A 22,634-nucleotide genomic window follows, 5' to 3' on the forward strand; every position below is an offset into this window, starting at 1 on the left:
TGCGCTGACCTCACTCTGCTGCGAACCCTGTACGGCGCCTGCCCAGTCAGCTCAACACCGTGTTCAACACCCGCTTCAAGCTTTGAGCGAGCGGCCCACCAACTCTTCAAACTGGTCGACTGGCATCGGCTTGCCGAACAGATAGCCCTGGTAGAGGTTGCAGCCGTTTTCGCGCAGCCAGCCGCGCTGGCTCTCGGTTTCCACGCCTTCGGCGATCACCGACAAGCCCAGGCTGTCACTCATGGAAATCAGCGTACGGGCAATGGCTTTGTCGTTCTTGTCGGTCAGCACATCGCGCACGAAGCACTGGTCGATCTTCAGCTGGTCCAAAGGCAAACGCTTGAGGTAGTTCAGCGACGAAAAGCCCGTGCCGAAGTCGTCTAGCGAGAAGGTCAGGCCATGGGCTTTCAAGGCTGCCATCTTGTTGATGACATCTTCAATGTCCTTGACCAGCATGCTCTCGGTCAGCTCCAGCTTGAGGCGAGACGGATCAATGCCACTGCGCTCGACAATGCCCAGCACCAGCGGCACAAAATCAGGCTGACGAAGCTGCGTGGCGCTGATGTTCACCGCCAGCGTCAAATGCGACCTGGCAGGCTCACTTGACCAGACCTTGAGCTGGGCGCACGCCGTCTTCAGCACCCATTCGCCAATGGGCACAATCAAGCCCGTTTCTTCGGCCATCGGAATGAAGCGATTCGGCGAAATCATGCCGCGCTTGGGGTGTTGCCAGCGCAGCAACACCTCGGCGCCCAGCACATGGCCGTCGTCATTCGTTTGCGGCTGGTAATGCAGCAGAAACTGGCCCTCGGCAATCGCACGGCGCAGGTCGGCCTCCAAGCCATTACGCTCCGCCACATCGGCCTGCATGATGATCAGAATGGCGCCCAGTGTCACGATGAAGGTGGCGTAGTTCAGCCAGACCCCAATCACGCGCACCTCCAGCGGGGGCAACAACTCGGGTATGTGCACGCCAATGTCGCCGGCGCCCAGCACCAGGAAGCACACCAGGCTCAGCAGCGGCAAGCCAAACCGCAACAAAGGCTTGTCGGTTCGAAACAGCAAATTCGCGCCCGCCGCCAGCGACAACAAGTGGAAATGGGCTGTGCGAGGCGCCCCGGGGGTGGGCACATCCAGCAAGGAAAACCCCGCCACCACCAGCAACACGCTGGGCACGGTCAGCAAGGCGGCTGCACGCATGCGACGTGTCAGCACCAGGCCCAGAATGGCCGCGCCCACGCACACCAGGGCCAAAGACAGCCCCATCAACAGCCACTTGGCTTTCAGCAGATAGTAGATCCACCACCCACCGCCCACGGTCAGGAGGATGCCGCTGCACGACAACAGCAGCATGCGGATCCGGCGACGGTGCTTGTCGCTGGATCCGGGGCTGTATGGCGGCGGAGATTTGGCGGAACCGTGACTGGCAGACATCGAGAGACTTGAATGCAGGTTCTGACGTCATCGGTCAAGCCTTCAAGCACTTGAGCCCACCAGCCCGACGCGCACCAAACTGGGGTGCTTTTTCACGACCCGCGGATTCGCGCCACCTGTTCGCTCAAGGTGGCCCAAGACACCTCGCCCATGCGCTGCGCCACCAGGCGCCCCTGGGCGTCAAAGAACAAGGTGGTGGGGTAGCCAGCAGCCGCAAAGCGGGCCGCCACCTGGCCCTTCGGGTCCAGCAGCATATTGCTCAGTGTGAAGCCATGGCGCTGCAGATAGGCCTGAACCTCGGCGGCTGATTCGCCCTGGTTCACAAACACATAGTGCACATCGGTATGCACTTGCTGGCCGCGGTGCAGCACCGGCATCTCGCGCTGGCAAGGCGGGCACCACGTGGCCCACAGATTCACCACCACCGGCTTGCCACGAAAGCTGGTCAACGACACGGGCTGCATGTCCGCATTCAAACCGGGCAAGCTGATGGCCGGCAAGGCCGGCGCCTGCTGGGTGCTGCCCATCAAGGCCAGCGTGCCCGCCGCCCACACCACCGAAGCCGTGACCATGGCGGCCAGCAAGGGCTTGCGCCACAGGGCCTGCTTTCGCATCAGCACCAGGGCATACAGCCATGCTGCCACCAAGCCGGCTTGGGCATCCCACCCACCATCGCGAATGTTGAGCACGCCCCAAGGTGAATCGGCATAGGCTGCGCGAAAGCGCCACACGAAAGCCAGGCGAGCCACCAGCAGCGCCACCACGCCGATGCGCCAGGTATGGCGGCTCAGGTCCACCCCGGCGCGGCGTGCCAGCCAACCGGCCACCCAGCTGCCCAAGAAAAAAGACGCCAGGGTGATGAGGTAGGAAGTGGAAAGGGCCAGGGGGCCTAGGTGGAGGGAGGGGGGCATGGTTCCATCAAGCGGACCAAATATTCGACAAAGTCTCGGCCTGCTTCAAAACCAACTCCACTGCCTCCAACTGTTGATCAGGGGGATACTTCCATCTCTGCAAGGTTCGACGCACCAAGATTCGCAATTTGGCTCTCACGCTCTCTCTCACTTGCCAATCAACAGTGGTACTGGATCGAAGCTTGTCCGTAAGTTCAATGGCAATCTTCTTGAGCGTCTCGTCACCCAATTCGCGAACCGCGCTTTCGTTGTTGGCCAAGGCGTCGTAGAAAGCGATCTCATCGGGGCCAAGGCCCAAGGCCTGCTCTCGCTCCAACTCGGCCTGAAACTCTTTGGCCATGGCGATCAGCTCTTCGATCACCTGGGCTGTTTCAATGGCGCGGTTGTGATACTTGCGCAGCGTCTCCAACAAGCGGTCGCCGTACTTTTTTTCCTGGATGACGTTGTTGCGTGCGCGTGCCTTGATCTCGTCACGCAGCAGCTTCTCCAGCAGCTCCACGGCCAGGTTGCGTGTCTTCATCTGCCGCACGTCTTCAAGGAACTCTTCCGACAGCAAGCCAATGTTGGGCTTGTCCAGCCCGGCCAGCGCGAACACATCGGCCACGCCTTCCGACACGATGGCGTTGTCCAAGATCTGCTTGAGCGCGCTGTTCTTCTCGGCATCACTGCGTTTCTTGTCGACGGTGGTGAACTTAGCAATGGCCGCTTTGATGGCCGAGAAGAAGGCGATCTCCTTGCGCAAGCCCTCGGCCTCTTCCAGTGTTCCGCACAGCGAGAAGGCTTTGGCCACTGCCACCATGGTGTCCAGGAAGCGCGTCTTGCCGTCTTTCTGGCCCAAGATGTGGTTGGCAGCTGGAACTAGCAACTGGAGGGCTTGAGTTTCAAAGGCGCTGTAGTCGAAGCCATGCATCATGCCGCGCACGATGTCCAGCTTCTCCAGCAAAACAGACAAGGCCTCGGCCGCGTTGTGGGTCGGGTCACCCTTGCCCTGGGCATCGGTGTAGGTCTTCAGCGCAGCCTTGAGTTCGTTCGCAATGCCGATGTAATCGACCACCAGGCCGCCCGGCTTGTTCTTGAATACCCGGTTGACGCGGGCAATGGCCTGCATCAGGTTGTGGCCCTTCATCGGCTTGTCGATGTACATGGTATGGCAGCAGGGCGCGTCAAAGCCTGTCAGCCACATATCACGCACGATCACCAGCTTCAACGGGTCTTTCACGTCTTTGAAGCGCGCCTCCAGGCGCTTCTTGACTTGCTTGCTGTACAGGTGCGGCTGCAACAAGGCCTTGTCTGCGGCAGAGCCCGTCATCACGATCTTGATGGCGCCTTGTTCAGGGTCATCGCTGTGCCAATCTGGCCGCAAGGCCACGATGGCGTTGTAGAGGTGTGCGCAGATGTCGCGGCTCATGCACACGATCATGGCCTTGCCTTCCACCACCGAGATGCGCGCATCGAAGTGCTCGATCAGATCGCGCGCCACCTGTTGCAGCCGGGGCTCTGAGCCCACCAGCTTTTCCAGCGCGGCCCATTCGCTCTTGGTCTTCTCACGGCTGGCAATGTCTTCTTCGTCTTCCACCACCTCGTCAACCTGCTCGTTGAGCTGGTCGATCTCAGCCTGGTTGACATCGAGCTTGGCTAGGCGGCTTTCGTAATAGATGGGCACCGTCGCGCCGTCATCCACGGCATCTTGGATGTCATAGATGCTGACGTAATCACCAAACACGGCGCGGGTGTCTTTGTCTTCCAGGGCAATGGGGGTGCCCGTGAAGCCGATGAAGGTGGCATTCTTCAAGGCATCGCGCAGGTGCTTGGCATAGCCAAACACGTACTTGCCGGTTTTGGTGTCCAACCTGCCCTTGGTGCCGTACTGGCTGCGGTGTGCCTCGTCAGAGATGACCACGATGTTGCTGCGGCCAGAAAGCAGGGGGTGCACCTCTTCGCCTTCTTGCAAGCCGAACTTCTGCACGGTGGTGAAGATGATGCCGCCTGCCTCGCGTGAGGCCAGCATGTCGCGCAGCTCATCGCGGCCACCGGCTTGCACGGGCGTGGTCTTGAGCAGGTCGCTGGCCGCGCAGAAGGTGGCGAACAGTTGGCCGTCCAGGTCGTTGCGGTCGGTCACCACCACCAGTGTGGGATTTTTCATCTCGGGCTGTTGCAGCAGCTTGCCCGCATAACAGGCCATGGTGATGCTTTTGCCCGAGCCTTGGGTGTGCCACACCACGCCGGCCTTGCGCGAGCCCGGCTTCACCTCTTTGCCATAAGTGGCGCGCTCTTCATGCACTTCCACCAGGCCTTTGCCGGCGTCTTGCGCAGCAATCACCGTGGCCCGCACCGCTTCACGCACGGCATGGAACTGGTGGTAGCCCGCGATCTTTTTGATGATGCTGTCGCCGTCTTGCTCAAACAGCACGAAGTGCCGCACATAGTCCAGAAACAGCTCAGGCTTGAAAAAGCCGCGCACCACGGTTTCCAGCTCCATCTGCAAGCGTGGCCGGTCGTTCTCATTGGCCACGGTGCGCCAGGGCAGCATACGTTCGGCATTGGCCGTGAGCGAGCCCACGCGGGCAGTGAAGCCATCACTCACAACCAGGGCGGCGTTGCTGTTGAACAGGTCGCTGATTTCGTCTTTGTAGGTTTGCAGCTGGTTGAAGGCATCCCACACATCGGTTTGCTCATTGGCGGGGTTCTTCAGCTCCACCACGGCCAGAGGCAGGCCGTTCACGAAGGCGATCACATCGGGCCGGCGTGGCTGCTTGGTGCCAGTGATGGTGAACTGGTTTACCACCAGAAAATCGTTGTTGCTGGGCTGGGCAAAGTCGATGAAATGGACCAGGTCGGCCTTCTTGTCATCGCCCACCGCAAACTCGACCATCACACCGTTGAGCAAAAGGCGGTGCACGCTGCGGTTGCGCACCACCATTTGCGGCTCGCTCACGGTATGCAGGGCATGGGCAGCTTGCTCCAGGGCGGCCGGCGGCATGTGGGGGTTGATGCGGGCCAGCGCGGCCAGCAGCCGCTCACGCAGCACCACCTGCCGGTAATCAGTGCGTTCGGGCGCGTTGCTGTCGAGTGCGATGTCGGGGCCGTGGGCAAAGTGCCAGCCGGCCTCTTGAAACCAACCCAGGCAGAGATCTTCGAGTTGTTGTTCGTTCAACATGTTGGGGCCCTCATGTACCTGCCGCTGCCTGCGAAGTTGTAACGCCAAACATGAGGAGCTGCCCGGCAAACCTTAGGAGCTGCACCGCAAATATGAGGAGCTCCGGCCTCAAAACTGAGGAGCTCCACGAAAGTCGGCCTCATCGTTTGCGATGAAATAAGAAATTCCATACAAATCAATGGCTTAGCTTGTTTGAAGCCCTTGGAGCGGGGTAGCGATGAAATAGCGGTCAGGCCCATGCCGGAATGTATCTCGCGTAACGTTTCGAGTCCGGTGCGTTCGGATCGTTCTTGACCAAGCCTTGTTCAACGGTGGATGTGATGATCTGCGACACCGTGTTGCTACTGCCTTCGGGTAATCCGAACCGCTCGCGCAGGGATTGATTGGTCATCTGCTTGCGTAACACGTACTGAAGCACGCAGTGTTGGTAGCACGCCCGCACCCGATCCCCACCGTTCATGTCCTTGAACGAACGCGGCCCGTGGATGACCACGATGGTGCGCCGATGGCTGGTCAGGAACTCCGGTGCAGGCAGTTGCATCAACTCCGCAGCCTCAATAACCCGGTCAATGCCACTGCTCTTTTCTTCACAAATGCCAAAGCGCCGCATCAAATCGGCCAAGCGCTCGTTGCGGGATTGGTAGCCGTCAATGAACCGCTCCACCGGCACAATGGGTTCGCCAGGATTAGAGATTTCCACCCGGTTGCTGAACACCTCCACCACGGGTGATGCACCGCCCATGTCGAAGTCTTGGTGAATGAGCGCATTGGCCAGCAGCTCTCGCACCACCACCTCTGGCAACAGCTTCACCTCTTTGCGGATGGCCCCCTCAATCACCTCGTTCTGAGGCAGTTTGCCCATCACGTACTGCACCAGCCCCGCAAAGCCCACGGCGTAGCCCTTCTCGCCGGTCACGTCGGAGACCGTCTTCATCTTGGACTCACCCTCATAAACGATCACCCGGGCCGCCTTGCGGCTGATGTCGGGGAACTGCCTCATGTTTTTGGCCAGCAGCACCGCGCCCATGTGCAGGATATTGAACCCCGCGCCGCTGCGCTCGATCAAGCGCTCATCCAGCAATCGCGCCAACACTCCTGCCTGGTCCGTTGGATAGGGCAAGCGCATCAAGTCAAAGAAGGTCTGAGTGTCCAGCAACTGCACCACGTCTTGCGAAGACACATCCTTCAAGGCCGGGTTGTCGAGCCAACTGGGCTGCCCCTCTGCGAAGATCTTGCGCAGTTGGTCTTCGGTCATTGGCACGAGCTCTTCGCCGGAGCGCATAAGGTAGGCGCCCTCGTAGTGATAGGCTGTGCCCTTGGGCCGACCCGGGATGCTGAACACCACCACCCGGCCCGAAGGATGCGCCACGGCCTCGACGTCCACTCGAAAGCCTACCCAGTGGAAAAGCTTTTCGGCAATGTCCTGGGCGTCTGGAAAGGCCTGGCTGCCAACCACTGGGCGCGGCGGCTTGTCAGCAACACCCAGCACCAAGTGCCCGCCACCTTCGTTGGCAATGGCCACACAGTATCGGCACAGCTTGCGCGTGTCGTACTGGGTGCTCGCCTCTTTGAATTCGAGGTTTTGGGTTTCAGAGGCCAGGCCTCGCCAGAGGTCGATCTGTGCGATGGTGATCGTCATGCTGGGTCACCCCCATCCGTCAACTTAGACAATGTCAAAACCTGCTCGACCACCTGTTCACGCAGTGACTGAGGGTAGCCAAACTTTCGTAACACCACGCGCACGATATTTCGCAACCTAGCCTGGACGGTGTCGCGGGTTTCCCAATCAACCACCTTGTTCTTGGCGATGGAGGAAGCCAGCTCTTCGGCCATGAGCGCAATGCGGCCTGGCTCCACCTGCTCGGCCCCAACAGGTTGCCGCAGTAGATCTTCAATGCTGGTCAGCGTAGCCTGCGACGTGGCCGAACTCACCGTTGCATCGATCTGATCCATTGCGGTCACTTGCTCGGTGACCGTCGCTTCGTGATGCTTGCTGCGCTGTTGAACGGCCTCAGCCATCTCCGCTTCAGTGGTGATGACATTGCAATACTCCGATGCCCCCAGCAAGTCCGGGAACAGGCTGGCGTGGTGCACGTTCATGCGGCGCAAATGGCGCAGGCAAGCATCGCGTTCCTCATTGCGGATGTAGATCTTGCAGATGTACTTGGCCAGAATGCCGGGCTGCTCATCCTCAGATGCAGAGCGCAACTCTTCATCCTCAAACAGCTCGTCGTCAGCCAGCACGGTGGCCAGCTTGTTTTCAATGGTGGCGTCTGTGGGTGAAAAGGTGAACAAGCCTGCTTGGTTCACGAGGCGCCCGTGGTCGTCTTTGCGGGGCTCCCACACACGTATGCCCGTTTCGCCCTCGTGCTCCGCCAGGAAGCTCTTGTTGAGCACATATACCGCCCGGTAGGGGTTGGCGGCCTCTTCCTTGCTGTCCTCTTTGTGGAAGGCAAAGAACAGCGCCACGTAAGGTGAATAGGTCCAGTCCAGCAAGGGCGTCATCAAGCCATGGTGCTGGCCGACGGACCACAACTCGTCGTCCTCATCCACCATGGCCGCATCCGAAAGCCGACCACGCACTGCACGCTTGAAGCGTTCCAACTGAGCTTGGGCCAGCGCCTCGGTGACGATGCCATTGGAGGTCAAGCGCCCCAAGGTGGGCATCAAGCTCCAGTCGAAGCGCCTGTGACCGCGAAACACCAATTGCACACCGGGGCGATTGAAGAAGTCACTCTCTAACAGATCGGTGAAATCGCGCCAGGATTCCAGCCGCGTGACCGGGATGCGGTCACTGACAACATCCGCCATCACCTCAAAGCGTTTGGCTTTGCTGTCTGCGCTCCAACGTGGGACTTTTTCAAAGTAGTCACTGGACTCTTGGGACGGCGCTTCGGCCGGGGGAGTGACGGCCTCGTTCATGCCTCAGCCTCCACAGCCGCTTCCTTCACGGACAGTTCGCCGGACAAGAGTTTGGGGAGCAGGGTGTCGCGAAGATCAGCCAGTGCCTTAATTACAGCCGAGTTTGAACGAATCGCCTTTCGCAGCGTCGTTGCTTCTAAATCAAACAGTTTCAGCGTGTCTGAGTCTGGGAGAATCAATTCGAGGCGATAGGCATTTTCACGATTGAGGCCTGGCACAGCTGCGTCGGTGTTCATCTTCTCTAGCCCCAAAGTCTGCATTGCGTAATAGCAAAAAGTCAGCGGTGCTGCCAAAGGGCAAACGTAGTAGGTCGTATCAATGGGGAAAAATGGGTTGTCTTCCCAGTACAGGCTTCCCACGGTACCTTTGCGACCAACAATGACTGAACCACGCGGCACAAGCGGCTTGTTGTGGTAACCGGTGATGCCGCCAGAACCATACACAGGCACATGGCCGTCTTGTCTATCAGCTGACTTAAGTGCCTTACCGTAAACCAATTCAAGTACGTTACCAAGTCGCTGTACCGTCCATCCCTTCGGAATCTCGCCCAACTCCGACTCTTCTAAGTCATCGGGGAACAGCGCGGCAGTAGCTGCGAGCTGCTCGTATTGCTCAGGCGGCAGCGCGTCGAGTTCGGCATCGGCTTTGCCGCTGATCGCGCACATGGCGGCGCGCAGTGGGTCACGGCCTTCTTGCTTGGCAGCGATCTTGGCTTTGACGGGGTCGAAATCAACAAACCATGATTTGAAGATGGCATGGGCCATGGCTTCGAGGGTTTGGTTGATGCGACGATTGACATCAATTCTTGTGTCTAACGAGTCCAGCACCCTAACGATCCTTTGCTGAACGTCGAGAGGAGGTAGCCTAAAGGCATGCTTCTTGAGTTGACCAAGATTGAACCCCGGTACTGCAGCTCCAATCGCATTGGCTAGTAGCTCTTGTTGCTTTTCTGGGCCAGAGAACACGTAGTAAAGAAACTTCGAATCGACCTTCTTTGGGTCAACTGTCAACTTCATCTGCTTGTTGGAAACCACGTACTCTGGGTACTTGGATCTCTCATGAATCAACCCGACTTGATTGATGGTGCCCCAACAAGTGAAGACCAAATCTCCTCGTTTGGCTACCGATCGGCTGAATTCCTTGGCCTTATCGAACGACACAAAAACAAGATTCTCGTCAACCAGCTTGACCCCGACATCTGCACTTAGATTCGAGCCCCTGATAACAGGAACGCCTGATTCAGTAAAGAACTTCGCGCCAATTGCCGAGCCAAATGGGCCCGTCGACAGTGCATTCGAACCACTTGCGGCGATTTCTTCGATACGAACTTCAGGCCAATCAGAACTCATACCCCAACCCCGCCAAGTTCTTCTTGATCTCACCCTCCAGCTTGGCACTCTCCCCAAACTGCTCTGCCAACTGCGCCGTCAGCCGCGCCATCTTGTCGGCAAAGGCTTCGCCGTCTTCCTGCTGCTCTTCGGTGCCCACATAGCGCCCCGGCGTCAGCACGTGCTCATGCTTGCGGATGTCGTCCAGTGAGGCCGAATAGCAAAAGCCCGGCACGTCGGCATAGCCCTCGCCGTGTTGCCAGGCATGGAAGGTGTCGGCCACCTTCTGGATGTCATCCAGCGTGAAGTCGCGCAGCACGCGGTCTTTCATATAGCCCAGTTGGCGGGCATCAATGAACAAGAACTGCCCACGTCGGTCGCGCTTCTTTTTGTCCAGATTGAAGCCGTTGGCCTTGTCTTTGGTCAGGAACCAGATGCACGCCGGGATCTGCGTGTTGGTGAACAACTGGCCGGGCAGGGCCACCATGCATTCCACAAAGTCGCGCTCCACCAGGGTCTTGCGGATCTCGCCTTCGTTGTTGGTGTTGCTGCTCATCGAGCCATTGGCCAGCAACAGCGCCATGCTGCCCGCCGGGGCCAGGTGGTAGAGCATGTGCTGCAACCAAGCGAAGTTGGCGTTGCCCTGGGGTGGGGTGCCCGCCAACCAGCGTGGGTCGTTCTCCAGCTTGGCATTCCACCATTCCTTCATGTTGAAGGGCGGGTTGGCCATCACGTAATCGGCACGCAAGTCGGGGTGCAGGTCGTTGAGCAGGGTGTCGCCCGGCTGGCCGCCGAAGTTGAAATCCAGCCCCCTGATGGCCATGTTCATGGCCGCCAGCTTCCAGGTGGTGGGGTTGCTCTCTTGGCCGTACACGCTGATCTGGCTGGTCTTGCTGGCCTTGCCTTGCTTGGCGGCCTTGTCGCTGTGCTGCTCAATGAACTCTTCGCTTTGCACAAAGAAGCCGCCCGAGCCCATGGCCGGGTCATACACGCGGCCTTTGAAGGGCTGCAGCATTTCAACGATGAGGGTGACGATGCTCTTGGGTGTGTAGTACTGCCCGCCCTTCTTGCCTTCGGCCAGGGCGAACTGGCCCAGGAAGTATTCGTACACATGGCCCAGCACGTCTTTGCTCTTCAAGCTCAGGGCCTGGCCGTTGTAAGTGGGCTGGGTGAAGTTGGTGTCTGAGAAGTGGGCGATCAGATCGGCCAGCTTGTGGCTGTCAATCTGCGTGCGGGCAAAGTCTTTGTTCAGCACGTTCTTGAGCTTGCTGTTCTCACGCTCCACGGCCTCCATGGCGTTGTCGATCAGCCAGCCCACAGTGCGCATCTCTTCGGGCTCGTCTTTGCCGGGCTTGTTCCAGGGCAGGGCGGCCTTGGGCGGCAACTGGGCACAGTCGCGCAGGGTTTGCCAGCGGGCTTCGAAGGGCACCCAGAACACGTTCTTCTCGGTGTAGTAGTCGCGCACCTCCAGCTCGGCGGCCACATTGGCTTCGTAGTCGTCGGGGTAGTCGGCTGGGTCCATGTAGTAGTCATGGGCGGGGTCACGGAACTGCTTGTCCAACTCTTGTTGGCGCTCTTCAAAGGCGTCAGACACGTACTTCAAAAACAGCAGACCCAGCACCACGTGCTTGTACACGGCAGCATCAAGAGATGAACGTAGCTTGTCAGCAGCAGTCCAGAGCTTCTTTTCTAGGTCTTCAAAGAACTTTTGTTCTGTGGCGTTCATGACGGGGCTGATTGTTTAATTCTCAGAAAATTTGAGTTGGCATGCGCTACGCATACCAAGACGGTTATTTTGAATGAGTTGTTGATATACACAACTCAACCAAAGAATCATTCTTCCAAGCTTGAGGGGGCTCAAGCATAGAAAGACTTTGGAATAGCGGACACATGACTGGAAACTCAATCTCACCCTGTTGTCAGGGTTAGACAGCCGACGGATTCGTTTTCTCTTTTGCAAGCGGAGCGCGACATTTGCACGCTTTCCGGGAAATTGCAGCAATTGGAAGCCAAACCCCAGGCTTTTGTCCCGATTGCCGTCCGACTGTCTGTGCATACTGAAATGAGCGCAGTCCGTGCTTTGTTCAGCACTCGTGCCCCATTGCTATGACTTCCACTCATCACACGACGATTGCCGACCGGGTCGACAAGACTCGCCCACACAAACTGGCCATGCCGCCCGATGTGGATGCGACGCAATCGCCCACCTTGGTCTACCAATACCTGGACAACGGCGAACGGGTTGAAGTACCCGGTACACGGGACAACCAGACCCCCGGGGTGCTGGCGCAGGAAGCCCGTATTCGGGAAGCGCATTACTTGAAGATGGCGCAAGACGCCTTGAGCAAGCAATACAACCCCGAATGGCAACGTGAGTTCGAGCATGACCAGGCCATGCGCCGCGCCCAGGAGGCTGCGGATCAAGCCAAGGTGTATGACGACCTGGAACGCATGATGTGCAGCGGCTATCACACCAGTGGCTTGCCCCTGCCAGACAGGGTGAACTACGCACGCACCTACGAGGCCATGGCCGATTACCTGGCCACCAAGCCCGAACGCGACTGGATGCGCGACGAGATCTCAGACCCAGCGTCGTGCCGGGCCTGGGAAATCGTGGAACAAGAAGCCGAGGAACAGCTTCAGTACGCCTACTTCTTTGACACCAGCGACATTCATGATCGCGAGCAGGTTCGGCGTATCAGTGCAGTTGACATCTACCAGGTGTTGTACCCGGACTGATGTGTCACAGGCGGAAGGTACCCACCACGCCTGACAAACGCACACCCTGGTCCTTCAGCGACTCTGCCGCAGCAGCCGATTGCTCGACCAGGGCCGCGTTTTGCTGAGTCATCTGATCCAGCTGCGTGATGGCCTGGTTGACCTGGGTGATGCCTTCAGACTGCTCTTGAGTGGAATGAGAGATCTCGCCCACGATGTCGGTCACACGCTGAACCGAGGCCACGATTTCGTTCATGGTCTGACCTGCATCGGCCACCAGGCGGGCACCGCCTTCCACCTTGTCAACCGACGCGCCAATGAGGGTTTTGATTTCCTTGGCGGCGGTGGCGCTGCGTTGGGCCAGGCTGCGAACTTCGCTGGCCACCACGGCAAAGCCACGGCCTTGTTCACCTGCGCGAGCGGCTTCCACGGCGGCATTCAAAGCCAGGATGTTGGTCTGGAAAGCAATGCCATCGATGACGCCAATGATGTCGGCAATCTTCTGTGAACTGGCATTGATTTCGCCCATGGTAGACACGACTTGCGACACCACTTCGCCACCCCGTTGGGCCACCTCGGTGGCCGAGACCGCCAGCTGATTGGCCTGGCGTGCGGCGTCAGCAGAATGGCGCACCGCTTCGGTCAGCTGCATGATGGAAGAAGCCGTTTGCTGCAAGCTCGACGCAGTTTGCTCGGTACGCATGCTCAAGTCCTGGCTGCCCACTGCAATTTCGGCACTGGCCGTGTGAATGCTGTTGGTGCTGTCGCGTACTTCGCGAACCAAGTCTTGCAGGCGTTGCTGGGTCTTTTGCAGTTCGCCCAGCAAACCTTCGTGGTCGCTGCCCTGATTCACACGGTAGGTCAGGTCGCCACTGGCAATGTGTTGCAATGCAACGCGCGCATCAGCCGGGTCACCCCCCAGTTCCTTGGCCACCGTTTTGCGCAGCACCAGTAGCATCGTGATCGACACACCCACAGCGACCACGGCAATCAGCATGGAGATCAGTTCAGCCCGGTCGCCGGCAGACTGGGTTTCCTTGTGGGTGAGGGCAGCCATCTCGCGGCTCTTGGCCACCAGCTCGATCAGCTGAGCACGCAGTTCGCGCCAAGCAGGGGTTTCTTCCTTCTTCAGCACCTCCATGGCCTGAGCCTGGTCAGTTTTGATGGCACTGAGCACAAGGGCCTGCTTGCTGGCTTGCTGGGTTCGCAGGGGTTCGAGCTCGCGAATCGCCGCGCTGAGGGCGGTGCCTGCCCCGGCCTGCTGCGCTTTGGCGTAGGCTTCGTCGTACTTCTTCTGGGCCGCTTCGAAATTCTCGTAAGCCTTCTTGTTGCTGGGGTCAATTACCACGTTGCGAAGGGCTTGCCCCATTTGGAGGCCCTGGGCATACATCTCATTGACGGTGTCGGCCGTGGCCTGTTCAGTCGTGATGTAGTGATCGAACTTGCCCTGGGTGCTCATCAAGCCCCACAGCGAAATCGCCAAAGCGACCAGGAACAGACTGGCAGGCGCCGCGGCGCAGAGAATCAAGCGACGATTGAAGTTCACGGTCACGCCCTTCTGTGCAGAAAATGGATACCAACGCCCAGCCCTCCGTGGAGAGAGCGGGTCGTAGGGGCATCTTCGACAGAAGCAAGGGCGAGCTTGACCGATCAGGACGGTAATAGTGCACAGGTGGGCGCACTATGCGTGTCGTTCAAGACATTGACACAATGTCAAGCGTCAATGTTCGTCGCGCGCAAAGCGTTCGATTCAATGAAGTCACGACGTGGTTCCACTTCATCGCCCATCAGCATGGTGAACACGCGGTCGGCTTCGATGGCGTCTTCAATCTGCACACGCAGCAGGCGGCGCACATTGGGGTCCATCGTGGTTTCCCACAGCTGTTCTGGGTTCATTTCGCCCAGACCCTTATAGCGCTGGCGGCCCACGCTGTTTTCGGCTTGGGTCATCAACCAGGCCATGGCCGCGCGGAAGTCGGCCACCTTGGCTTCCTTGGCTTTTTCGCCTTCGCCACGGCGCACCACAGCGTCTTCGCTCAGCAAGCCCTTGAAGGTGGTGCCGGCCTTGGCCAACGCTTCGTAGTCAGCGCCGTGCACGAAGTCAGGCGTGATGATGCTGTACTTGGTGTTGCCGTGGAAGATGCGGCTGATGCGCAGGATGTGCTTGTCGGTACGGGCATCGAACTCGGCCGTGACTTCGGCGTTGTGCAGCGCGGCCTTCAAGGCGGTGGCGCTGGCTTCGGCGTCGGCCAGGCTGTCGAGGTTCAGGGTCAAGCCGTTGGCAATGGCGCGCAGAGCTTCGATGTCCATCCAGTTGCCCAGGCGTTCGACCACGCTGTTGGCGGTCACATAGGCCTTGGCCAATTCCTGCAAAGCTTCACCTGTGATGGAAGGTTTGCCTTGTCCGGGCTCCACCACCGCACCATCCAGCGCCACCTTGGTCAGGTAGTCGTCCAGTGCGTGGGCGTCTTTCAGATACTGCTCTTGCTTGCCATGCTTGACCTTGTAGAGAGGCGGCTGGGCAATGTAGATGTGACCCCGTTCAACCAGTTCAGGCATCTGGCGGAAGAAGAAGGTCAGCAGCAGGGTACGAATGTGGGCGCCGTCGACGTCCGCGTCAGTCATGATGATGATGCGGTGGTAGCGGAGCTTATCGGGGTTGAAGTCGTCGGTGCCACCGGCCTTGCCGATGCCAGTGCCCAAAGCGGTGATCAGCGTGATGATTTCATTGCTGGTCAGCAGCTTTTCGTAGCGCGCTTTTTCCACGTTCAGGATCTTGCCGCGCAGAGGCAAGATGGCCTGGAACTTACGGTCTCGACCTTGCTTGGCAGAGCCACCGGCGGAGTCACCCTCCACGATGTAGATTTCGCACAGCGCGGGGTCTTTTTCCTGGCAATCGGCCAGTTTGCCGGGCAGGCCCATGCCGTCGAGCACGCCTTTGCGGCGAGTCATTTCGCGGGCCTTGCGCGCGGCTTCACGAGCGCGGGCGGCGTCCACGATCTTGCCGCAAATGATCTTGGCGTCTGAGGGGTTTTCCAACAACCAGTCGGTCAACAAGCGCGAGACGATGTCTTCCACCGGCGCACGCACTTCCGACGACACCAGCTTGTCTTTGGTCTGGCTGCTGAACTTGGGTTCAGGCACCTTCACCGACACCACACAGGCCAGGCCTTCGCGCATGTCGTCACCGGTCACATCGACCTTGGCTTTCTTGGCCAGTTCGTTGTCTTCGATGTACTTGTTGATGACGCGGGTCATGGCCGCGCGCAGGCCGGTCAAGTGGGTGCCGCCGTCGCGCTGGGGAATGTTGTTGGTGAAGCAGAGAACGGACTCGTTGAAGCTCTCGTTCCATTGCATGGCCACTTCCACGCCGATGTTGGTGCCTTGTTCAGACACCTTGTCACCCATGGCATGGAAGATGTTGGGGTGCAGCGTGCGCTTGCCTTTGTTGACGAACTCGACAAAGCCTTTGACACCACCGGCGTAGGCGAAGTTGTCTTCCTTGTTGTTGCGCTCGTCAACCAGGCGAATCTTCACGCCATTGTTCAGGAACGACAGTTCGCGCAGGCGCTTGGCCAGGATGTCGTAGTGGAACTCGTTGTTCTGGGCGAAGATTTCGACGTCGGGCAGGAAGTGCACTTCGGTGCCGCGCTTGTCGGTGTCCCCGATGATCTTCATGGGGCTGACTTCAAACCCGTCGCGCATTTCCAGCACGCGGTCTTGCGGCACACCCTTGCGGAATTCGATGTGGTGGACCTTGCCTTCGCGGCGCACGGTCAGGCGCAGCCATTTCGACAGCGCGTTCACGCAAGACACGCCCACGCCGTGCAAACCACCCGAGACCTTGTAGCTGTTCTGGTTGAACTTGCCGCCCGCGTGCAGTTCGGTCAGGGCGATTTCAGCAGCCGAACGCTTGGGCTCGTGCTTGTCGTCCATCTTCACGCCGGTGGGAATGCCACGGCCGTTGTCGACCACGCTGATGGAGTTGTCGGTGTGGATGGTGACGACGATGTCGTCGCAATGGCCAGCCAGGGCTTCGTCAATGGAGTTGTCGACCACTTCGAACACGAGGTGGTGCAAACCGGTGCCGTCAGACGTGTCGCCGATGTACATGCCCGGACGCTTGCGAACCGCTTCCAGACCTTCGAGGATCTGGATGCTGCCTTCGCCATAGCCGGTGTCGGCCGGGGCTGCAGGTTGCTGGTCAGGATTTGGCGTCACGTCGCTCATTGATGGGCCCTGGAATGAAAAAAGAGCCCCGACATGGTCGTCAGGGCTCTGGGATTTTAGCCTGTTTCCCCTGGTGTCCCAGGGAAGGAGCGGGCTTAGATGCGCATTGGCATCACCACGTACTTGAAGCCCTCGAATTCGGGGTTGGTGATCAGGGCCGAGCTGTTGGCGTCTTGCAGGGACACGGTGACCATGTCCTGGCTCATGTTGGCGAGCACGTCCATCAAATAACCCACGTTAAACCCGATCTCGAAGCTGTCGCCACCATAGTCGATTTCGAGTTCTTCCTTGGCCTCTTCCTGTTCGGCGTTGCTCGAAGCAATGCCCAGCACGCCAGGGGCGAAGTTCAGGCGCACGCCTTTGAATTTTTCGCTGGTCAGGATGGCCGCACGCTGCAAGCTGGCCAGCAAGGTGGTGCGGCCCAGGGTGATGTGGTGCTTGTGGTTCTTGGGAATGACGCGGTTGAAGTCGGGGAACTTGCCTTCGACCAGCTTGGTGACGAATTCCAGACCCCCGAAGTTGAACTTGGCCTGGTTGCCGGCAAAGCGCATTTCGATCATCTGCTCTTCACCGCCCTTGGCGTCGTCCTTCAGCAGGCGCTGCAGTTCGAGCACGGTCTTGCGCGGCAGGATGACTTCCTGCTTGGGCATGTCGACTTCCAGGTTGGCTTGGGCCAGCGCCAGACGGTGGCCGTCGGTGGCCACGAGGGTGAGGCTGTTGCCTTCGGCCACGAACAGGATGCCGTTGAGGTAGTAGCGGATGTCATGCACCGCCATGGCGAAGTGCACCTGGCTGATCAGGTTCTTCAATGTTTTCTGAGGAACGCTGAATGCGGGGCCGAAATCGGCGGCTTCCTGAACCAGGGGGAAGTCTTCAGCAGGCAGGGTCTGCAGCGTAAAACGGCTTTTGCCGCCCTGCAGGGTCAATTTGGATTGGTTGGCTGTCAGGGACACCGTTTGATCGCTGGGCAGGCTCTTGAGGATGTCCATGAGCTTCTTGGCACCCACGGTGATGGCGTAGTCGCCTTCGTCACCGTCCAGTTGTGCGCTGGTGCGAACCTGGATTTCCAGATCGCTGGTGGTGAGTTCCACATTGGCACCGGTCTTCTTGATGAGGACATTGGCCAAGATGGGCAGCGTGTGGCGACGTTCAACAATCCCGCCGACTGATTGCAGGGCGGATAGAACTTTTTCCTGAGCTGCTTTCAACACAATCATTTCATTCTTTCAAATTGGTCGTCGTAGTAGAGGGCGACTTTTTCTGTGCACAACGCTATTTTCTCTTGTTCCATCAACGATTTAGCCCTAGGACAAGCCTGTGGATGGCACCCGACATCGTTTTGGGGACAACAGACAACAACTTTGCCAAATCAACCAACCCTGTGGACAACCGGGTGCTTGTCCTTTTTTTATCCACAGAGCTATTGGCTTGACGTGTTGCCACGGTGTGTGGTTGTAACCTAAAAATGAGGTCTTATCCCTTGAGGGTCTGTTCCAGCACGTGCAACTGTTGATTCAGTTCAGTGTCTTTGCTGCGGTCGCCGGCGATCTTGCGGCAGGCGTGCAGCACGGTGGTGTGGTCGCGGCCACCAAAGAGTTCGCCAATTTCAGGCAGGCTCTTCTGGGTCAGTTCCTTGGCCAGGTACATGGCGATCTGGCGTGGGCGGGCAATGGAAGCAGGGCGCTTCTTGCTGTACATATCGGCCACTTTGATCTTGTAGAAGTCGGCCACTGTTTTCTGGATGTTTTCCACCGAGATCTGCCGGTTCTGAATGGACAGCAGGTCTTTCAGCGCTTCGCGCGCCAGGTTGATGGTGATTTCCTTGTGGCTGAACTTGGCAAAGGCCAGTACCTTGCGCAGGGCGCCTTCGAGTTCACGCACGTTGGCGCGCACGTTCTTGGCCACGAAGAAAGCCACGTCTTCGGGCATGTCGATGCCTTCTTGCGCGGCCTTCTTGATCAGAATGGCCACACGCATTTCCAGCTCAGGCGGCTCGATGGCCACGGTGAGGCCGGCGTCAAAGCGAGACGTCAAACGTTCATCGATGTTGACCAGTCCCTTGGGATAGGTGTCGCTGGTCATGATGATGTGCGCTTTCTTGGCCAGCAGGGCTTCGAAGGCGTTGAAGAATTCTTCCTGGGTGCGGTCTTTGCCGGCGAAGAACTGCACGTCGTCAATCAGCAGCAGATCAAGCTGGTGATACTTGGCCTTGAGTTCGTCAAAGGTCTTGCGCTGGTAGTTCTTGACCACGTCGCTGATGAATTGTTCAGCGTGCAGGTACAGGATGCGTGCATCGGGCTTGTCGGCCAGCAAGGCATTGCCCACGGCGTTCATCAAGTGAGTCTTACCCAGACCGACGCCGCCGTAGATGAACAAGGGGTTGTACATCTGGCCCGGCGCCCCCGCCACATGCAGGGCTGCAGTGCGGGCCATCTGGTTGGCGCGGCCGGGTACGAGGGTGTCAAAGGTCAATGCGGGGTTCAAACCCATGACCTGTGGGTGGCCTCGGGTGGGGGCAAGCTGGACAGGCGTGGCAGGCCCTGTGGATAAGCTGTTCAGTTGTTGGCTGGCAGCCTGAGCCGCCTGCACGGCCGCTTGCGAATTCGGTGGCAAGGCGCGGGTGGGCATGACCGCACCGGGGCGGGCCGTGGCGGCCGGGCGCAAAGCCAGTGCGAGCTCCAGCCGAATGGGCTGGCCACTGAGTTCGGTGAGGATGGCTTCCAGGCGTGCGCTGTACTGGGTACGCACCCAATCCAGAATGAAACGGTTGGGCACGCGCACGGAAACCAAGGGGGTGCCATCTTGTTCCGACACCTCTGCTGGAGGCAGCGGACGGATCCAGGTGTTGAACTGCTGTTCAGGCAATTCGGTGGCCAGTTGTTCAAGCGCGCGTGACCACAAGGTGCTCATGTCGGACGGCTGATTGACAGGAAATTCGGCGGCGCTCATGTTGTGAACAAGTGCTGGGCTGGGGCGCGAATTCTAAGCGCCGAATGAGGGGTTGGGAACAGGTTATCCACAGATTTTTGCCCAGCCTTTTGAACCTGTTTTTGGTGTAGACGATGCGAGTCTTGGATGACCCCATTGACCGCCCGCCAGAAATTTGTTGTAATCGCGGGTTCGTCCGGTTTGAATTTGCCGGAATGAGGCCCCACGGCAATTGCATCGGCGGGGTGGCAACACAAGATCTCGAAGGATCATCATGAAACGCACTTACCAACCTTCCAAGACCCGCCGCGCTCGCACCCATGGTTTCCTGGTGCGCATGAAGACCAAGGGCGGCCGCAAGGTCCTGAACGCTCGTCGCGCCAAGGGCCGCAAGCGTCTGGCTCTGTAATCGGTTTCGCACCGGTTTGACCGGGGCCTCGCTTTCCTGGGGCCCCTGTTCACTTCTACCTGACAGACTACTGTGCGTCGCCCAAGCCTGAAAGCCTCTGACTTTCAGCAGGCATTGGGAACCCGCCCAGTGGCTCGCACGAATCATTTCGTGCTGCATACCCTGCTGCGCCAAGGGCCATCTGCGCCCGTTTCCGCCAGCCCAGACCCCGAGTTGTCAACAGACGCCGCAGATGGCATGGATGTGCCTGTGGATGACTGGCGATTCGGCGTGGTCTTTCCCAAGCGACTCGCGCGTCGCTCGGTGACCCGTTCCCTTTTGAGACACCAGGCTCGTGAAGCCTTGCGTCGACACACGCCTGCTGTGCTGGCTTCGGGCCGCTTTGGTTCGGAGGTGTCGGGCTGGGTGTTGCGTTTGAAAGCCCCGTTTGATCGGCAGCAGTTCCCGTCTGCGGCCTCGGAAGCCCTCAATGCGGCTGTGCGCCAGGAGCTCGACGAACTTTGGAACCGTTTGATTGTCCGAAAGGCGCAATCATGATGGGCTCCATCCAGTCCGCCCTGGTGGCCGTGTTAGGCTGGCTGTCTCAAGCCGTGAACGCGGTGTTGATGGGGGTGGTTCGTGCCTATCGCTTTTTCCTCAGCCCTTGGCTGGGGTCGGCGTGCCGGTTCACCCCGACTTGTTCCCAATATGCTTTGCAGGCGCTGGAGCGTCATGGCCCGGCTGCAGGTTCTTACCTGGCAGCCCGGCGCTTGCTGCGTTGTCACCCGGCTTGTGCGGGCGGCCACGATCCGGTGCCCGACCAGGCACCCCGGCTGTTTTCCTTTTCTAACCCTTCGTCGAAGTCACCTCGCTCATGAACGATATGCGTCGCACCTTGCTGTGGTCGGTGTTCGCCTTCTCGCTGCTGATGTTGTGGGATGGCTGGTTGCGTCATACCGGCCAACCATCCTTGTTTGCTCCCGCTCCCGCAGTGGCTGAAGCCCCGGCCTCGGCTGCCAGCGCCAACAGCGTGCCGGCTCCCGGTACCGCTTTGAGCGCGGCTCAACCCGCTGCTGCTGCGGCTTCGGCTGCGTCGGCGCCTGCTCCGGCTGTGCCTCGCGAGCTGGTCACCATCACGACCGATGTGGTCAAGGCCACCATCGATTCCGATGGCGCCACGCTGGTGAAGGTCGAGTTGCTCAAGCATCAGGACCAGGAAGACAAGACCAAGAATATGGTCGTGCTGGACAAGACGGCCACCCACACTTATGTGGCGCAGTCGGGTCTGGTGGGCCAGTCGGCTGGCGAAGCGCTGCCAAACCACACCACGGCTTTCTCGGTGGTGTCGAGCGAGCGTGAACTGGCGCAAGGCGCTGATCAGCTGCAGGTGAAGCTGGAATCGGTGCCCGTGAATGGCGTGAAGCTGGTCAAGACCTACACGTTCAAGCGTGGCGACTACGCGATTGGCGTGAAGGAAGAAGTGGTCAACGCGTCGGCTGCCGCGATCAAGCCTCAGTTGTACGTGCAACTGGAGCGTGATGGCAGTGCGCCTCAAGCCGCGCAAGGCCCGGCTTTCATGGGCGGCCCGGTGGCTTACACCGGCATGGCGGTTTACAACGCCAAGGGCAAGTACCAGAAGCTCGACTTCAAGCACATTGAAGAAGGCAAGGCCGAGTTCGAGAAGACCGATGACAACGGCTGGGTGGCCATGGTGCAGCACCACTTCACCTCGGCCTGGCTGAACAACGACAAGGTGCCACGCGAGTTCTTCACCAAGAAGATCGCGACCAATCTGTATGCCACCGGCATGCTGTTCAACCTGGGTGAAGTGGCCGCAGGTCAAACCAAGGCGTTTGACAATGTGCTGTTCGTGGGCCCGCAGGAAGAAAACAAGCTCAAGGCACTGGCCCCCGGCTTGGAATACGTGAAGGACTATGGCTGGACGCACATCATGGCGGCGCCGCTGTTCTGGCTGCTCGACAAGCTGCATGGCCTGATCGGCAACTGGGGTTGGGCGATCGTGGCGCTGGTGGTGTTGTTGAAGGCCGCCTTCTACTGGTTGAACGCCAGTGCTTACCGTTCGATGGCCAAGATGAAGGCCTTGAACCCACGCATTCAAACCCTGCGTGAGAACCTGAAGGACGATCCGCAGAAGATGCAGCAGGAAATGCTGAAGATCTACCGCGAAGAAAAGGTCAACCCGATTGGCGGCTGCTTGCCCATCCTGATCCAGATTCCGGTGTTCATTGCGCTGTACTCGGTGTTGTCGTCTTCGGTGGAAATTCGCAATGCGCCGTGGATTGGCTGGATCACCGACCTGTCGGTGAAGGACCCTTACTTTGTCCTGCCTGCCTTGATGACCTTGTCGACCCTGCTGCAGACCTGGCTGAACCCCACCCCACCGGACCCCATCCAGGCCAAGATGATGTGGATCATGCCCCTGCTGTTCTCGGTGATGTTCTTCTTCTTCCCCGCCGGTTTGGTGCTGTACTGGTTCACCAACAACGTGCTGTCGATTGCCCAGCAATGGATGATCAACAAGCAGCTGGGTGTTCAGAACTGAACAGCCTGACCTGGCTTTGAAACAAAAACCGCCTGATGGATGTCAGGCGGTTTTT

The 22,634-nt window shown here is 58.9% G+C and carries 16 protein-coding genes; 5 read left to right on the top strand and 11 right to left on the bottom strand.

What is annotated here, in order from left to right; all coding sequences use genetic code 11:
* Positions 1–75: 75 nt before the first annotated feature.
* The 7 genes from VFW72_RS04860 to VFW72_RS04890 form a co-directional block, all read right to left on the bottom strand.
* Entirely contained in the window at positions 76–1,434 is a 1,359-nt protein-coding gene (locus tag VFW72_RS04860; protein WP_329673145.1) for an EAL domain-containing protein, read from the bottom strand.
* A gap of 92 nt (positions 1,435–1,526) precedes the next feature.
* On the bottom strand, positions 1,527–2,345 hold the full coding sequence (locus VFW72_RS04865) for a TlpA disulfide reductase family protein (RefSeq protein ID WP_329673146.1): 819 nt from the start codon (positions 2,343–2,345) through the stop codon (positions 1,527–1,529).
* Between the two features lie 7 nt (positions 2,346–2,352).
* On the bottom strand, positions 2,353–5,502 hold the full coding sequence (locus tag VFW72_RS04870; RefSeq protein WP_329673147.1) for a type I restriction endonuclease subunit R: 3,150 nt from the start codon (positions 5,500–5,502) through the stop codon (positions 2,353–2,355).
* A 229-nt stretch (positions 5,503–5,731) separates the two neighbouring features.
* The gene (locus tag VFW72_RS04875; RefSeq protein WP_329673148.1) at positions 5,732–7,141 is read right to left on the bottom strand and encodes an ATP-binding protein; all 1,410 of its coding nucleotides are present in this window, start codon (positions 7,139–7,141) and stop codon (positions 5,732–5,734) included.
* Entirely contained in the window at positions 7,138–8,424 is a 1,287-nt protein-coding gene (locus VFW72_RS04880) for an FRG domain-containing protein (protein WP_329673149.1), read from the bottom strand. Before VFW72_RS04880 ends, VFW72_RS04875 begins: the two co-directional genes overlap by 4 nt.
* Positions 8,421–9,773: a restriction endonuclease subunit S gene (locus VFW72_RS04885; RefSeq protein ID WP_329673150.1), complete on the bottom strand. Its 1,353-nt coding sequence runs from the start codon at positions 9,771–9,773 to the stop codon at positions 8,421–8,423. Before VFW72_RS04885 ends, VFW72_RS04880 begins: the two co-directional genes overlap by 4 nt.
* Positions 9,763–11,478: a class I SAM-dependent DNA methyltransferase gene (locus VFW72_RS04890; RefSeq protein WP_329673151.1), complete on the bottom strand. Its 1,716-nt coding sequence runs from the start codon at positions 11,476–11,478 to the stop codon at positions 9,763–9,765. Before VFW72_RS04890 ends, VFW72_RS04885 begins: the two co-directional genes overlap by 11 nt.
* A 380-nt stretch (positions 11,479–11,858) precedes the next feature.
* On the opposite strand from VFW72_RS04890, the gene VFW72_RS04895 reads away from it, so the two are divergent.
* Positions 11,859–12,491 carry a hypothetical protein gene (locus VFW72_RS04895; protein ID WP_329673152.1) on the top strand — a complete coding sequence of 211 codons (633 nt, stop codon included), beginning with the start codon at positions 11,859–11,861 and terminating at the stop codon, positions 12,489–12,491.
* A gap of 4 nt (positions 12,492–12,495) precedes the next feature.
* Here VFW72_RS04895 and VFW72_RS04900 read toward each other — a convergent pair whose 3' ends face one another.
* The 4 genes from VFW72_RS04900 to dnaA all read right to left on the bottom strand — a co-directional run bounded on the left by VFW72_RS04900 (position 12,496) and on the right by dnaA (position 19,610).
* The gene (locus tag VFW72_RS04900) at positions 12,496–14,016 is read right to left on the bottom strand and encodes a methyl-accepting chemotaxis protein (RefSeq protein ID WP_329673153.1); all 1,521 of its coding nucleotides are present in this window, start codon (positions 14,014–14,016) and stop codon (positions 12,496–12,498) included.
* Positions 14,017–14,183: 167 nt separating this feature from the next.
* Entirely contained in the window at positions 14,184–16,700 is a 2,517-nt protein-coding gene (gyrB, locus tag VFW72_RS04905; protein WP_414638775.1) for a DNA topoisomerase (ATP-hydrolyzing) subunit B, read from the bottom strand.
* 95 nt (positions 16,701–16,795) lie between these two features.
* Positions 16,796–17,917 (bottom strand): DNA polymerase III subunit beta, encoded by a 1,122-nt coding sequence (gene dnaN, locus VFW72_RS04910; protein ID WP_329673154.1) that lies wholly within the window; start codon positions 17,915–17,917, stop codon positions 16,796–16,798.
* A gap of 256 nt (positions 17,918–18,173) precedes the next feature.
* Complete coding sequence (gene dnaA / locus VFW72_RS04915) at positions 18,174–19,610, bottom strand: chromosomal replication initiator protein DnaA (protein ID WP_329673320.1); 1,437 nt, start codon at positions 19,608–19,610, stop codon at positions 18,174–18,176.
* A gap of 292 nt (positions 19,611–19,902) precedes the next feature.
* On the opposite strand from dnaA, the gene rpmH reads away from it, so the two are divergent.
* From rpmH to yidC, 4 genes are all read left to right on the top strand, one after another.
* Positions 19,903–20,037 (top strand): 50S ribosomal protein L34, encoded by a 135-nt coding sequence (gene rpmH, locus VFW72_RS04920; RefSeq protein ID WP_329673155.1) that lies wholly within the window; start codon positions 19,903–19,905, stop codon positions 20,035–20,037.
* Positions 20,038–20,109: 72 nt separating this feature from the next.
* The gene (locus tag VFW72_RS04925; protein ID WP_329673156.1) at positions 20,110–20,574 is read left to right on the top strand and encodes a ribonuclease P protein component; all 465 of its coding nucleotides are present in this window, start codon (positions 20,110–20,112) and stop codon (positions 20,572–20,574) included.
* Between the two features lie 68 nt (positions 20,575–20,642).
* Positions 20,643–20,894 (top strand): membrane protein insertion efficiency factor YidD, encoded by a 252-nt coding sequence (gene yidD / locus VFW72_RS04930; protein WP_329673321.1) that lies wholly within the window; start codon positions 20,643–20,645, stop codon positions 20,892–20,894.
* On the top strand, positions 20,891–22,579 hold the full coding sequence (gene yidC / locus VFW72_RS04935; RefSeq protein WP_329673157.1) for a membrane protein insertase YidC: 1,689 nt from the start codon (positions 20,891–20,893) through the stop codon (positions 22,577–22,579). The genes yidD and yidC overlap by 4 nt, the downstream gene beginning before the upstream one ends.
* Positions 22,580–22,634: the final 55 nt, after the last annotated feature.

The organism is Aquabacterium sp. (assembly GCF_036273115.1).
Classification (GTDB): domain Bacteria; phylum Pseudomonadota; class Gammaproteobacteria; order Burkholderiales; family Burkholderiaceae_C; genus Aquabacterium.